The sequence below is a fragment of the Myroides albus genome (genome assembly GCF_009711045.1).
Lineage (GTDB): Bacteria > Bacteroidota > Bacteroidia > Flavobacteriales > Flavobacteriaceae > Flavobacterium > Flavobacterium album_A.
In genome coordinates, this window is sequence record NZ_WMJX01000001.1 from 119,565 (window position 1) to 134,514 (window position 14,950).

The window sequence follows — 14,950 nt, forward strand, 5'->3', positions numbered from 1 at the left end:
ACACTTCTTTTGAAGTGTATTAACTTCTATTAAAGATATAGTGATATGGAAAATAAAATAAAAGAGATTGTAAACTGTGCAAATCAGTCCTACTCTAAGTGGAGAAAGCAGGATATAGAGCATAGAATAACTTACTTAAAAGCTTTGAAAAACAATTTGTTAGCTAATAAAGAACACTATGCTTCTCTGATGACAAAGGATATGAATAAGCCTTTAATACAAGCTATAGGAGAAGTAGAAAAGTGTGGTAAATTAATTGATTATTATATTGATCACGGTAAAGAGATATTGAAAGGACGCACGATTGCAACAGAGTGGTCAGAAGTATATGTCGTTAATGATCCCTTGGGAGTGATATTAGGTGTGATGCCTTGGAACTTTCCTTTTTGGCAGGTATTTAGATTCGCTGTACCAACCTTATTAGCGGGAAATACAGTCATCGTAAAACATGCGAGTAATGTGCCTTTAAGTGCAGAAGCACTTGAGAATTGCTTTAAAGTAGAAGGCTTTGAGCAAGTTTACTTCAATGTTACTATTCCTGGTAAAGAAGTCAATTCGCTAATAGAAAGTCCTTACATAAAAGGAGTTTCTTTGACGGGAAGTGAAGCAGCAGGTAGTTCTGTTGCCAAAAAAGCTGGTGAATTAATTAAACCTGTCGTATTAGAATTGGGAGGAAGTAATGCCTTTATTGTTTGTCAAGACGCAAATCTCGCTAAAGTTATTCCTGTAGCTGTGAATGCAAGATTTCAGAATACTGGTCAAAGTTGCATTGCAGGAAAGCGTTTTTTAGTACACAATGCTTTGAAAGAGCAGTTCATCGAGCAATTTCAATTAGAGGTGAGCAAATTAAAGAGAGGAGATCTATTTGATAAGAACACTACGATTGGGTTAATGGCGAGGGAAGACTTGGCGATAGAGTTGGAAAGTATTATGAAAGCATCTATTTCTCAAGGAGCACGATTAGTGTTTGGTGGTCATCGCGAAGGAAGTTGGTTCGAACCTACTTTACTCGCTGAAGTTACTCCTGAGATGGAGGCTTTTAGACAAGAGACTTTTGGTCCTTTAGCAGTAGTTGTAGGTTTTGATACCTTAGAGGAAGCGATACAGTTGAGTAATGATTCTCGCTTCGGTTTAGGCGTGTCTATCTTTAGTGAAGATGTTGACTTACTGAGAAGTAGAGTTAGTGATTTTGAAGATGGAGCAGTGTTTATCAATGAGATGGTAATCTCAGATCCACGAGTGCCTTTTGGGGGAAATAAGTTTTCTGGTATTGGTAGAGAAATGTCTGAAGAAGGATTATTGGCATTTGTCAATAAGAAATCAGTAATAATAAAATAGAAATAGTGTTAATTTTTAGTAATTTTGGTTAATACATAAATGTGTTAATCATGGTGGATACTTTTATCGAATTTTATGATAAGATCAATTTTGTTGATTTAATTGAGTTTTGTGGAACATTTGCATTTGCTATTTCAGGGGTTCGTTTAGCTTCAGCAAAAAGTGTGGATTGGTTCGGCGCTTTTGTCATTGGATTTGTCACTGCTACAGGTGGAGGAACTCTCCGTGATCTATTGCTAAACACAACGCCATTCTGGTTGTTATCAAGTGTTTATGCGTGGTGTACAATTCTGGCTTTACTTACTGTTATTCTGTTTAGAAAACAGTTGGTACGTCTGAACAACACGTTTTTGTGGTTTGACAGCATTGGCTTAGGTCTTTTCGTTGTGGTAGGAACGGAAAAAGCAATAGCATTTGGTTATCCTTTTTGGGTAGTTGTAATTTTAGCGACTATTACGGGAACTGTAGGAAGTATAATACGCGATATAATGATTAATGAAATTCCTGCCATGTTTAGGCAAGAGTGGTATGCCTTAGTGTGTATTTTTGGAGTGATGATTTACTATGGGTTAATTTATTTGAAGATGTCTGAGCCAGTAGTACAAGTTCTTACAGCAGCTTCTGTTTTTGTAATTCGTTTACTGGCAACTCGTTATAAATTGGGGCTTCCGACATTGAAGGATGAAGATTAAAAAAAGTATTTTTTTTTGATTTTTTAGTTTGTATAAATGAAATTTCGTTCTATATTTGCATCGCAATAAAGGTAACACACCTTCCTCCTTAGCTCAGTTGGTTAGAGCATCTGACTGTTAATCAGAGGGTCCTTGGTTCGAGCCCAAGAGGGGGAGCAGAAAGCCAGACAGAAATGTCTGGCTTTTTTTATTTACACTACTTTTTGTTGTTCTGGAAGTATGTGGTTAACACATTTGAGTCTAAAGTAGAACACAATCTTAATAATATTTCTATTCTTTCTCGTTTATCCTTTCCTCTTACAGTGGAAAAAGTTTGTGTTTTGAGTAAATTTTAGTGAGTTTGATGTGTTTTAGTGGTTAAAAGCGCTTAAGAAGAAGTAGTCAATCATTGATCTAAGCAGTTATCCTAATTTTCAATACTTATTTATTGTTTGAGCCTTTTTACTTTGGAAAGAATTGAGGCAACGATAGAGTTGAAGTCCTTCAGGGTGAATTAAACACAGGGAATAACTGTGTTTTCTTTGGACTTTCTAAGAGGTTTCTTGGGGTATTCTTCGAGTTTTGCTTGTAGGAAGCCTTGTTTTTCCAAGAAAACCCCAAGCAAACTGCGAGAATACTCGAAGAAAGTGGCTACATCTTTACAAGTAGGTGGAGGTTAATTTGGCAAAACAGAATATTGGGATCACATGCAAATTTTGTGAATAAGCTTATAGGTCGTTTAGGTAAGAACTATTGTTGAGTTCGCGATGAGATAAGATTAAGTTCAATGAGTGTTGTAGAGGGATAGCTGTTGCTTGTAACAAGGGATTAATTCTAAAAATGGTTGTGATAATGTCAACACATGAGTAACCTACTTTCCCTTGTAATAGATAGGTAAAAAAAGAAAGGAAAGTGCACCGAAAATGATTACAATCCCTGTTTGAGTAGTCCATAGAATCCATCCAAATGCAGTTCCTGCTACAAGTGATACATCAAAAAGGAGTAAAAGTTGTGCAATGATTAATGGGAAAGCTCCAAAGCCTCCATTGGTAAACGAAACAGCAAAACTACCTGCAACAAACGACGATATGACAATAGGAAAGCTTAATCCACTTGTGTCTGGTAAGGCATGCATACCAAAGTAGAAAGTCGCGATATAACCTACCCAAATCAACAGTGTATAGAAAAGAAATGATTTCTTATGGGGCATTTTCATGGTGCTACTCAAGCCTTCTCCCAAGCCTCTTAGTTTGTTTTTGATAAGCGTGATTACCTTCCACTTTAAGTGTTTGAAAACAAAATAAATAGTAGCGACTCCTACAAGAGCTAAGATTCCTAAAATAAGTAATTTTTCGAAGGGAACATATTTTGACAGGAAGTCCTTTAGTACTGTAAACTGTAGCGATAACGCGAGTAATACACAGAATAGCAAACAAAATAAGTCAACTATACGTTCTGATACGATACTCCCAAATCCTTTGTCAAAGGGAACTTTCTCGTATTTCTGTAACACTAAAGCACGTGATACTTCTCCTGATCGAGGAACTGTTAAGTTTAATAAGTACCCTATGGATATCGCCATGAAATTGGTTGTCGTAGAGCAGGAATGCCCCATGTATTTCAAAGCAAATTTCCAGCGATAGGCTCGCGCCCAAAGGCTTAAAATAGAAAAGATTGAGGCGATGAAAATGTAGTTGTAATTAGCACCTTTAAAGTACTGTATCATCTCGTCGATCTGCTCAGAGGTAAACTGACGGAAAGCGTAATAAACCAAAAAAACTCCCAACAAAAGTGGGAGTAGTATATTGGCTATTTTGCTTATTTTTTTTTTCAATTTGAGTATTAACCTAATTGATTTGTTTCTTCATTAGGAAAAATAATAGAAGGCTTAAATGTTTTAGCTTCTTCAAAATCCAGGATACCATACGTAATGATAATGATGATATCTCCTTTGTGTACTTTACGCGCAGCAGGTCCATTCAAGCAGATTTCTCCACTGTTTCTTGGTCCTGGAATAGCATAAGTTTCAAAGCGTTCTCCGTTATTGATGTTAACAATAGAAACTTTTTCTCCTTCAATGATGTTAGAGGCTTCCATTAAAACTTCATCAATCGTAATACTACCGATATAATGTAAATCTGCTCCAGTTACTTTTACACGGTGGATTTTTGATTTTACAACTTCAATTTGCATTTTGAGTTTGTTTAATTAAATGATAAATTGTCAATTAAGCGAATACCTTCAATATGTGCAACTAGAAAACCTCTATATTTCTGTCCTTCAGTTTTTTGAATGACAGGTTTTAGAGTTTCTTCACTTGCAATGGTGAAGTATTCGAGTTCAAAGTTAGAATTATTTTTAAATTCACTATCAACAAATTGCTGAACTTTTTCAATACTTTCTGTCGCAAATAGTGTTTTAGCTTGTTTTAACACTTCGTATAAAAAAGTTGCTTTGTGCAAACCGTCATTCGAAATGCGCTCATTGCGTGAACTCATTGCTAAACCATCTTCACCGCGGAAAATTGGCACACCTACAATTGTTACGGGGATGTGTTTTTTTTCTACCAATTTCTTGATGATTAACAATTGTTGAAAATCTTTTTCTCCAAAGTATGCTTTTGTGGGAAGTACTAATTCAAAAAGTTTGCTTACAATAGTACCTACCCCATCAAAGTGTCCTGGGCGTGAAGCTCCTTCCATTTCATTTTCTAATCCGTCAAAATCAAATGATTGAGCTACTGCATTGTCACCGTAGATTTCTTCCACTGAAGGCGCAAATACAACAATTTGTTCAGAAAGAGAGGATATTGTCTCAATATCTCTTTCTAATGTACGCGGGTATTTTGCTAAATCGTCTGCATTGTTGAATTGCGTTGGATTGACAAAAATACTCACTACCGTACAATCATTTTCATTTAATGATTGTGCCATTAATGACAGGTGACCATTGTGAATAGCCCCCATCGTAGGTACCAAACCTATAGCCTTATTTGCATCACGTAATGGTTTTAAATACGCTTGTAAATCGGCTTTTGTACTAAAAAGAAACATCCGCTTCGTGTTTAAAATAATGGCAAAATTAGTTATTTAAGAAATAACTCCATAAAATTTTGTAAATTTGCAACGTTTATTTATTTCACAAAAGAAATTAAAAATCAAGATGAAAGATAAGAGGATATTATACGTATCATCTGAAGTGGTACCGTATTTAGCAGAAAATGAAGTTTCATTAATGTCTTATGACGCTCCAAAGATGATCAACGATCAAGGTGGGCAAATAAGAATTTTTATGCCGAGATATGGTAGTATTAACGAAAGAAGACATCAATTACACGAAGTAATTAGACTATCGGGTATGAACTTGGTAGTGAATGATATGGATATGCCTTTGATTATTAAAGTTGCTTCAATTCCAAAGGAGCGTATCCAAGTGTATTTCATTGATAATGATGAGTACTTTAAGCGCAAGTCTACGTTTACAGATGATGATGGAAAACTTTTTCCAGACAATGATGAAAGGGCAATCTTCTTTACAAAAGGAGTTATAGAGACAGTTAAGAAATTAAATTGGGTACCTGATGTTATTCACGTTCAAGGGTGGATGGCTTCTTTATTACCAGTTTATTTAAAACACTACTACAAAGACGAAACAATCTTTGCAGATACAAAAATTGTTACATCTGTATTTGAAAAAGGGTTTGAAGGTGACTTGAGCAACAATATGAAAGCAAAAGTTGCGTTTGATGAGTTACCAGAGGAAGTGATTTCTGAATTTGGTGAATCTACTTACGATAATATTATGAAGAATGCGATTAACCATTCAGATGGTGTAATCATCGCTTCAGAGAATGTAGATTCAAATTTAACAAAATATATAGAATCTATTGAAAAACCTTTTTTACCTTACGTCGGTAAAGATCAATTTGCAGAGGCTTATTCAGAGTTTTACAAGAAATTCTTTTAAGATAAACTAATTAAAAAATTCTGTTATTAATACATGAATCAGAAAAATATCATCAAAGGGTTATTCCTTTCGTTAGGTTTAATTACACTACAGGCTTGTGACAGCGATTTTACAGAGACTGGCGCAGACATTATTGGAGGTGGAGAATACCAAGTAGAGTCATATATCGTAGAAGATATTAAGGCATATAACCAACCTTATGGACCAACAGATGCTTCAAGATTACCTGAGGTTTCGATAGGTTCTTATGATGATGGTATTTTTGGAGTTAAATCTAAAAGTATTGCTCTAAACTTTGCTACTCCAAGTATCTTGAACGAGATTGACAATACAATCCAGGTGGATTCAGCTTATATCTATTTGCCTTATTACAATACGGAAGTAGAAAAAGTGGAGAACGATGTTACTTCTTATAAGTTGAAAAGTAGATACGGGAATGGAATATTTAAGTTGGAAGTTTTTCAACATGATTACCTAATGACTAATGATGATCCATTAGGAGGAGGTAGAAAATACTTTAGCAATCAAAGTAAACTTTTTGAAAATACGCCTAATGGCCTTTCAAGTGTTTTGAATGAGAACACAACGGTTCTTGTGGACAATAGAGGTATTGTGTTGTATAAGAAAGACAAGGATGGCAATGATCAGGTAGATGATAATGGAAAGAGAATAGTAAAAGAGGTATTACCTGCAGGAATGTGGATAAACTTGGATAAAGCACACTTTCAAAGCAAGTTAGCTGATATTGCAAGTGCTGATGAATTTCAGAATAAATTTAGAGGATTATACCTAAAAGCTTCTTCTATGGGAAGTGGAGAGGGAACAATTCTACTTGTGAACCCAGCTCAAGGATATTTGAGAGTAGCTTATACGCAAGAGGAGAAAAAGAAGAATGAAGATGGTACTGAAACGACTAATAAAATTCGTCGTGAGGTAAAATTACCTTTGTTAACTTATGCAAATCCAAGTGTTGCTAATTTAGCTGTTTCGAAAAATATTTTAGTGAATTTAGAAGAAAATGATACTAAGGTAGAAGATGTGTATGAAAGTGCACCAAATAAAGAATTAGGTGATGACAAGTTGTTTGTAACTGGAGGAGGAGAAGGTAGTATTGCTGTTATCGAGTTGTTCAAAGAAAACGATTTTGCTGAGTTAAAAGCTTTAAGAGAACAAAATGTCTTAATTAATGACGCTTTCTTAACGGTATATACTGATGAGGCATCTATGGCCGGTCAAATTAATCCAGAAAGATTGTATTTATACAATTTTGATAGCACTTCTAACATTCCTGATTTTATTGCAGATGCTGCTACATCAAAACCTATTTATGGTGGGGCCTTTGAAAAAGGAGGTGAGGATTCTAAAAAAGCTAAGAATTCTTATACATTTAGAATAAAAGACCACATTCAGAATTTAATTAAATCGAAAACATTAGTGAGTCCAAAATTGGCCATTAGTGCATCAAATAGTTTTACTTCCACAATTGGTCAAATCAATTATAAAGATTTGTACACTGGTGGAGAGGATGGTGATTCGAAAGTAATAGAGAATACACCGAAGAATATAACGCAAATGCCTTCTATTACAATTACAACTCCTATTGGAACTGTAATTAATGGTACAACAGGTGCTGCGGGAGTGAAAAAAATGAAATTAGAAATTTTCTATACAAAAACTGTTAAATAACATTATAGCAATTACTAAGTATGTGTGGAATCGTAGGTTATATTGGGCATAGAGATGCTTATCCAGTGATTATAAAAGGGTTGTCAAGATTAGAGTACAGAGGATATGACAGTGCAGGTCTTGCAATTTTTGATGGCGAACAAATCAATTTGTGTAAAACAAAAGGAAAGGTAGCGGACTTAGTAGAGAAGAGTGATGAAGCTATAAAAAAAGGTACAATAGGAATTGGACATACACGTTGGGCTACACACGGGGTTCCAAATGATGTTAATTCACATCCTCATTTTTCGAACTCTGGTGAATTAGTAATTATTCACAATGGAATTATAGAGAATTACGATACTCTAAAACAAGAGTTGATTAAGAGAGGTTATGTTTTTCATTCAGATACAGATACTGAGGTATTAGTAAACCTGATAGAAGATGTACAAAAGACACAAGGTGTAAAATTAGGTAAGGCTGTTCAGATTGCATTGAACCAAGTTGTTGGAGCTTATGCAATTGCAGTTATGGATATTAAAAAGCCAGATGAAATAGTGGCGGCTCGTTTGGGAAGCCCATTGGCAATTGGTATTGGTGATAATGAGTATTTTATTACTTCTGATGCATCACCTTTTATTGAGTATACTAATAACGCCATCTATTTAGAAGATGAAGAAATGGCTGTTATTCGCTTGCACAAACCATTGCGTATCCGCAAGATTAAAGATGATTCTTTAGTGGATCATTATGCACAAGAGTTACAATTGAATTTAGAGCAAATTGAGAAAAATGGTTATGACCATTTTATGCTTAAGGAAATATACGAACAACCAGAGGTTATCAAGGATACATTCAGAGGACGTTTATTAGCGGATCAAGGGATTATCAGAATGGCTGGTATCGAGGACAATATTGATAAGTTCTTGAATGCAAAGCGAATCATTATTGCCGCTTGTGGTACTTCATGGCATGCTGCTTTAGTAGCAGAGTATGTTATTGAGGAGTTTGCAAGGATTCCGGTAGAGGTTGAATACGCTTCAGAATTTAGATATAGAAATCCAATTATCGATAGTGGTGATGTTATTATCGCTATATCTCAATCAGGAGAAACAGCAGATACGTTGGCAGCTATTAAATTGGCTAAGTCTAAAGGAGCATTTGTATTTGGTGTTTGTAATGTGGTTGGGTCATCTATTTCGAGAGAGACACACGCAGGAGCATACACGCATGCAGGACCAGAGATTGGTGTTGCATCTACAAAAGCATTTACAACACAGATTACAGTGTTGACTTTAATAGCATTGAGATTGGCTAAGGCAAAAGGAACTTTAGCAAATTCTGAATATTTAAAATACCTACACGAATTAGAGTTAATTCCAGAACGTGTAGAAGAAGCATTGACAAAGAACGAGGAGATATTAAAGATTTCTGAAGTCTATAAAGATGCTACAAACTGTTTGTATTTAGGTAGAGGGTATAATTACCCAGTTGCCTTAGAAGGAGCCCTTAAATTAAAGGAAATCTCTTACATACATGCAGAAGGATATCCAGCTGCAGAGATGAAGCATGGGCCTATTGCTTTAATTGATGAACACATGCCTGTTATCGTGATTGCTCCAGAGCAAGAGCACTATGACAAGGTAGTTAGTAATATTCAAGAAATTAAAGCGAGAAATGGTAAAATAATCGCAATTGTTACTAAAGGTGATAAGCAAGTTCGTGAATTAGCGGACCACGTTATCGAAGTTCCTGGAATATCAGAATCTTTAACGCCGATTATCACGACAATTCCATTACAATTGTTATCATATCACATTGCAGTTTTAAGGAACTGTAACGTTGACCAGCCTCGTAATTTAGCGAAGTCGGTGACGGTAGAGTAATAGAAAAAATGCGTTCCTATTGTAGGTTCGCATTTTTTATTTAAAATAAAAATTCAATCATTTTAATTTTCAGAGAAAAAAACTATCTTTGCACTCTGAAAAACAAGAATTTTTCAATAAACGTAAATAGCTGTTAAATAAATACATAAGCAATGTCTAAAGTTACAGGAAAAGTTGCGCAAGTTATCGGACCAGTAGTTGATGTGGTTTTCAACACTGAGAATGCCGAACTTCCAAGAATTTATGATTCGTTAGAAATCACTAAACCAGATGGTTCTAAATTAGTACTTGAAGTACAATCACACATTGGAGAAGATACAGTTCGTACAATTTCAATGGACTCAACAGACGGGTTAAGTAGAGGTTACGCAGTAGCTGCTACAGGATCTCCTATCCAAGTTCCAGTTGGTAAAGAGGTATTTGGTAGATTGTTTAATGTAGTGGGAGACGCTATTGATGGTCTTGGTAATTTACCTAAAGAAGGTGCAAATGGATTGCCAATTCACCGTCCAGCTCCAAAATTTGAAGATTTATCTACTTCAACTGAAGTATTATTCACTGGTATTAAAGTAATCGACTTAATTGAGCCTTATTCAAAAGGAGGTAAAATTGGATTATTCGGTGGTGCTGGAGTTGGAAAAACAGTATTGATTCAAGAGTTAATTAACAATATCGCTAAAGGACACGGTGGACTTTCTGTATTTGCAGGAGTTGGTGAGCGTACTCGTGAGGGTAATGACTTATTACGTGAGATGTTAGAGTCAGGTATTATTAAATATGGTGAAGATTTCATGCATTCTATGGAGAATGGAGGATGGGATTTAACTAAAGTTGATAGACCTGGAATGAAAGATTCAAAAGCAACTTTCGTTTTCGGTCAGATGAATGAGCCACCAGGAGCACGTGCACGTGTTGCATTATCTGGGTTAACTATCGCTGAGTACTTCCGTGATGGAGCAGGTGATGACCAAGGAAAAGACGTATTATTCTTCGTTGATAATATCTTTCGTTTTACACAAGCAGGTTCTGAGGTATCAGCGTTATTAGGACGTATGCCTTCTGCAGTAGGTTACCAACCTACATTAGCAACTGAAATGGGTGCGATGCAAGAGCGTATTACTTCTACTAAGAAAGGATCTATTACTTCTGTACAGGCGGTTTACGTTCCTGCGGATGACTTAACTGACCCGGCACCAGCAACAACGTTTGCTCACTTAGATGCTACTACAGTATTGTCACGTAAAATTGCTGAGTTAGGTATTTATCCTGCAGTAGATCCATTAGATTCTACTTCACGTATCTTAACTCCAGAAATTTTAGGTAAAGATCACTATGCTTGTGCGCAAAGAGTAAAAGAAATCTTACAAAAATATAAACAACTTCAAGATATCATCGCTATCTTAGGTATGGAAGAATTATCGGAAGACGATAAATTAGCTGTACACAGAGCTCGTCGTGTTCAACGTTTCTTATCTCAACCATTCCACGTAGCTGAACAATTTACAGGTATCCCAGGAGTATTAGTTGATATTAAAGATACAATCAAAGGATTTAATATGATTATTGATGGTGAATTAGATCATTTACCAGAGGCAGCATTCAACTTAAAAGGTTCTATCCAAGAAGCTATCGAAGCTGGAGAGAAAATGCTTGCTGAAATTAAATAATCACTTAAAAACAAATCATTATGAAATTAGAAATAGTATCACCTGAAGCTACCTTATTCTCTGGAGAAGTTACTTCTGTATCAGTACCAGGAGTTAAAGGTGAGTTTCAAATGCTAAATAACCACGCGCCAATTGTGTCAATCTTGACTAAGGGTGATGTGAAGTTTACAGGAACTAACATTTCTATTGAAGATGCATTTATTTCTAAATTCCAAAAAGTAAGTAATGATACGTATCACTTACCTATTAATCTTGGAACTATTGAACTAAGTGACAACAAGATTATAATCTTAGCTAACTAATTGTTAGTTTTCAAAATAAATAAAAGACCTACTCATTGAGTAGGTCTTTTTTGTTTATAGTAGGTTTGCTTTTATTCTAAGACATAAGTTTTTTAATAGATAATGGCCAGTTAACTATTGCCAAATTGTTTAGACGTGTCCTTTGTCATTCCCTGTTTACACCTGCACATACGATTAATCATAGTAGGTGTTTGGCTTATTTTAGGTTTCAGTTTATCCACTTCGTTAGAGGTTGTTCCCTTGCTTGTTTAGTGTGATTTTCTTTTTATTATGCATTAAAGTAGTTTTTCTTAAAATATCGTGCGAGGCTATAATTGTATTGTTGCTAGGTTTTGAGTCTTATAAATTGGTGGTAAATTAGTTCAAGTTTGAGTATTAATATTGTAAATTTGAATGACTAGATATTAATTTTTTATAGAATAATGGCAAAAGTAAAGACGGCTTTTTTCTGTCAGAGTTGTGGTACACAATACGCTAAATGGCAAGGACAATGCAATGCTTGTAAAGAGTGGAATACGTTAGTAGAAGAGGTAATCCAAAAAGAAGAAAAGACAGCGTGGAAAGCAGTAAGTAGTTCTCCTAATACCATGAAGAAGGTAGCAAAGCCTCTAAAGGTACGAGAGATTGACAGTACAGAGGAGATTCGTATGAATACGATGGATGGGGAGCTTAATCGTGTTTTAGGAGGTGGACTGGTACCTGGTTCTATGGTACTTTTAGGTGGTGAGCCTGGGATAGGAAAAAGTACATTATTATTACAGATATCTTTGCGTTTACCTTTTAAAACTCTTTATGTATCAGGAGAGGAGAGTCAGAAACAGATAAAGATGAGAGCAGAGCGTATTAATCCTGCTAATGACAACTGTTATATCCTCACAGAAACGAATACACAGAACATCTTTCGTCAAATAGAGGAGATACAGCCTGATGTATTAATCATTGACTCTATTCAAACTTTGCATACAGAATATATTGAATCTTCTGCTGGGACAGTGTCTCAGATCAAAGAGTGTACAGCAGAGCTAACCAAATTTGCTAAAGAAACTGGAACTCCAGTGTTGATCATTGGACATATAACAAAGGATGGAAGTATAGCAGGGCCTAAAATGCTTGAGCATATGGTAGATACCGTATTGCAGTTTGAAGGGGATAGAAATCACGTGTATCGAATACTAAGAGCACATAAAAATCGTTTTGGTTCTACAGCAGAACTTGGTATTTATGAGATGCAAGGAAGTGGTCTTAGAGAGGTGTCTAACCCGTCTGAAATACTAATATCGCATAAGGAAGAAGAATTATCAGGTACAGCTATTGCGGCAACATTAGAGGGAATGAGACCTTTGATGGTAGAGGTGCAGGCTTTAGTGAGTACAGCTGTATATGGTACTCCACAGCGTAGTGCTACGGGATATAATCTGAAACGACTGAATATGATCCTTGCCGTATTAGAGAAAAGAGCTGGATTTAGATTAGGGCAGAAAGACGTATTCTTAAATATCACAGGTGGAATTACAGTAGATGATCCAGCTATTGACTTAGGAGTAGTAGCGGCAATATTATCATCTGATCAAGATGTATCGATAGGTAAAGATTTTACATTTGCAGGGGAAGTGGGGTTATCTGGTGAGATAAGACCTGTAAATAGAGTAGATCAACGCATACAAGAAGCAGAGAAGCTTGGTTTCTCTACTATTTTTGTTTCAAAATATAATAAGATTAGTCATACAGGAAGAGGAATTAAGGTTGTTCTAGTGACTAAGATTGAAGATGTAGTCGAATACCTCTTCGGATAACTTAAAATTGAATACTATGAAAAAGAACTTAACGATTGTTGCATTAGCTTTGACTACGGTTATGACATGGGCACAGAAGCCTGTATTTACTCCTGCTAAGCTAGAGAGTGCTCGAGTGTACTTTAACAGTGCAGAATTAACGCATAAGGCTAAAGTGAAGCTGCCTAAGGGAACTTCAGAAGTGGTGATCACTAATGTAGCTGATTATCTAAACGAGTCTACTATACAGATCGGATCTATATCTGAGGTTACAGTAATGGCTATACAGTATAGTAATCGCTATGTAGAAGAATATGATAGTGCAGTAGACTCTCCATTGTTGAAGCCTGTAAGGGATAGTATTAAATTAGTTCAAACTGAATTAAAGAAAGTGAATAATGCTATTGATGTAGAAAGTAGAACAATTGATTTATTAGACTCTAATCAGAAAGTAGGTGGAGAACAAGGAACAACTACTGCAGAAGTGATGAAGATGGTAGACTATTATAAAACAAAGAGACTACAGCTGAGTACAGAGTTAGATAAGTTAAACGAGAAGAAGGAAGACCTTAATACTCGACTAACCAATTTACAAGATAAGCTTGCTTTTAACGAAGGCAAAAGTGAGAAATCTAGCAAGGGTAAACTGATTATACAAGTAATGAATGACAGAGAGGGTGAAGTGCCTTTTCAGATTAAGTATTTAACGAATGCTGCGTCATGGAAGCCTTTTTATGACCTAAGAGTAGAGAAGATTAACTCTCCTGTGAAGGTCGTGTATAAAGCGGATGTAAAGCAGAGTTCTGGTATTGATTGGAGAGGTGTGAATCTTAGTTTGACAAGTGGTGTAGCGAATCAGAGTAATGTTATCCCTACTTGGAGAACGTGGTTCCTTGATTATAATACTTATGTAACGACTTCTGCATATAATAGAAATGCAAATAAAAAATTAAATGTAATGGCAGATATGTCTGCTAAAATGAGTTATGAAACAGAGTCATCTTCTATGCTAAAGGATGCTGTTGTATATGAAGAGAGTACAATGAGTACTTTTACCCAAGTCAATGAATCACAGTTAAACGTATCATTTGATATAAATATTCCATACACGGTGATGTCTAATAATAAGTCACATAGTGTTACACTTAACGACTTTTCTATTCCTGCGGAGTATAAATATTATGTAGCTCCTAAGCTTGACCTAAATGCTTATTTAGTAGCAACGATTAAGGATTATGGTAATTATAACTTATTAACAGGGGAGGCAAACGTAATCTTTGATGGTGTATATGTTGGTAAGACAACCTTGAACCCTGCAAACACAGAAGAGGAAATGAAACTAAACATGGGTAAAGACCCTAAAGTAGCAGTTACTCGTATCTTATTAAAAGATAAATCAGGTACTAAGATGTTATCTTCTAAAAAGTCTCAAAACTTCGTATACGATATTACTGTCCGCAACAACAAAGCTGAGCAGATCAATATACAAGTAGAAGATCAATATCCTATCAGTTCTAATAAAGACATAGAAGTAGAATTAACAGAGACTTCATCAGGAAAGCTTAATGAAGAGAAAGGGCTTGTGAAGTGGGATCTTAGATTGAAAGGAAATGAAAGTAAGTCTGTTCGCTTTGGTTATCAAGTGCGATCAGATAAGAATCAAATATTAGACCTGAAATAGGT

The 14,950-nt window shown here is 35.5% G+C and carries 12 protein-coding genes and 1 tRNA gene; 10 read left to right on the forward strand and 3 right to left on the reverse strand.

The window, feature by feature from the left end; all coding sequences use genetic code 11:
- The first annotated feature begins 45 nt into the window (after window positions 1–45).
- The 3 genes from GJV76_RS00520 to GJV76_RS00530 all read left to right on the forward strand — a co-directional run bounded on the left by GJV76_RS00520 (window position 46) and on the right by GJV76_RS00530 (window position 2,186).
- Window positions 46–1,338, forward strand: coding sequence for an aldehyde dehydrogenase family protein (locus GJV76_RS00520; RefSeq protein WP_155090688.1), 1,293 nt, complete (start codon window positions 46–48; stop codon window positions 1,336–1,338).
- Window positions 1,339–1,388: 50 nt separating this feature from the next.
- Complete coding sequence (locus tag GJV76_RS00525) at window positions 1,389–2,030, forward strand: trimeric intracellular cation channel family protein (protein ID WP_155090689.1); 642 nt, start codon at window positions 1,389–1,391, stop codon at window positions 2,028–2,030.
- Between the two features lie 82 nt (window positions 2,031–2,112).
- Window positions 2,113–2,186, forward strand: a tRNA-Asn gene (locus tag GJV76_RS00530).
- 694 nt (window positions 2,187–2,880) lie between these two features.
- On the opposite strand, the gene GJV76_RS00535 is transcribed toward GJV76_RS00530, so the two are convergent.
- From GJV76_RS00535 to panC, 3 genes are read right to left on the reverse strand one after another with little or no spacing between them, the layout of a single operon-like run.
- Window positions 2,881–3,843 (reverse strand): lysylphosphatidylglycerol synthase transmembrane domain-containing protein, encoded by a 963-nt coding sequence (locus GJV76_RS00535; protein WP_155090690.1) that lies wholly within the window; start codon window positions 3,841–3,843, stop codon window positions 2,881–2,883.
- An 8-nt stretch (window positions 3,844–3,851) separates the two neighbouring features.
- Window positions 3,852–4,202 carry an aspartate 1-decarboxylase gene (gene panD, locus GJV76_RS00540; RefSeq protein ID WP_155090691.1) on the reverse strand — a complete coding sequence of 117 codons (351 nt, stop codon included), beginning with the start codon at window positions 4,200–4,202 and terminating at the stop codon, window positions 3,852–3,854.
- A gap of 11 nt (window positions 4,203–4,213) precedes the next feature.
- Window positions 4,214–5,062: a pantoate--beta-alanine ligase gene (panC, locus tag GJV76_RS00545; protein ID WP_155090692.1), complete on the reverse strand. Its 849-nt coding sequence runs from the start codon at window positions 5,060–5,062 to the stop codon at window positions 4,214–4,216.
- Between the two features lie 109 nt (window positions 5,063–5,171).
- Between panC and GJV76_RS00550 the strand changes: the two genes are divergently transcribed.
- From GJV76_RS00550 to GJV76_RS00580, 7 genes are all read left to right on the forward strand, one after another.
- Window positions 5,172–5,975: a glycogen/starch synthase gene (locus GJV76_RS00550; protein ID WP_155090693.1), complete on the forward strand. Its 804-nt coding sequence runs from the start codon at window positions 5,172–5,174 to the stop codon at window positions 5,973–5,975.
- A gap of 33 nt (window positions 5,976–6,008) precedes the next feature.
- Window positions 6,009–7,661, forward strand: a complete 1,653-nt coding sequence (locus GJV76_RS00555) for a DUF4270 family protein (protein WP_155090694.1) — start codon at window positions 6,009–6,011, stop codon at window positions 7,659–7,661.
- Between the two features lie 20 nt (window positions 7,662–7,681).
- Window positions 7,682–9,526 carry a glutamine--fructose-6-phosphate transaminase (isomerizing) gene (glmS, locus tag GJV76_RS00560; RefSeq protein ID WP_155090695.1) on the forward strand — a complete coding sequence of 615 codons (1,845 nt, stop codon included), beginning with the start codon at window positions 7,682–7,684 and terminating at the stop codon, window positions 9,524–9,526.
- A gap of 152 nt (window positions 9,527–9,678) precedes the next feature.
- Window positions 9,679–11,193 carry a F0F1 ATP synthase subunit beta gene (atpD, locus tag GJV76_RS00565; protein ID WP_155090696.1) on the forward strand — a complete coding sequence of 505 codons (1,515 nt, stop codon included), beginning with the start codon at window positions 9,679–9,681 and terminating at the stop codon, window positions 11,191–11,193.
- 20 nt (window positions 11,194–11,213) lie between these two features.
- Complete coding sequence (locus GJV76_RS00570; RefSeq protein WP_155090697.1) at window positions 11,214–11,495, forward strand: F0F1 ATP synthase subunit epsilon; 282 nt, start codon at window positions 11,214–11,216, stop codon at window positions 11,493–11,495.
- A gap of 422 nt (window positions 11,496–11,917) precedes the next feature.
- The gene (radA, locus tag GJV76_RS00575; RefSeq protein WP_155090698.1) at window positions 11,918–13,288 is read left to right on the forward strand and encodes a DNA repair protein RadA; all 1,371 of its coding nucleotides are present in this window, start codon (window positions 11,918–11,920) and stop codon (window positions 13,286–13,288) included.
- Window positions 13,289–13,304: 16 nt separating this feature from the next.
- Window positions 13,305–14,948: a DUF4139 domain-containing protein gene (locus GJV76_RS00580; RefSeq protein WP_155090699.1), complete on the forward strand. Its 1,644-nt coding sequence runs from the start codon at window positions 13,305–13,307 to the stop codon at window positions 14,946–14,948.
- Window positions 14,949–14,950 lie beyond the last annotated feature (2 nt).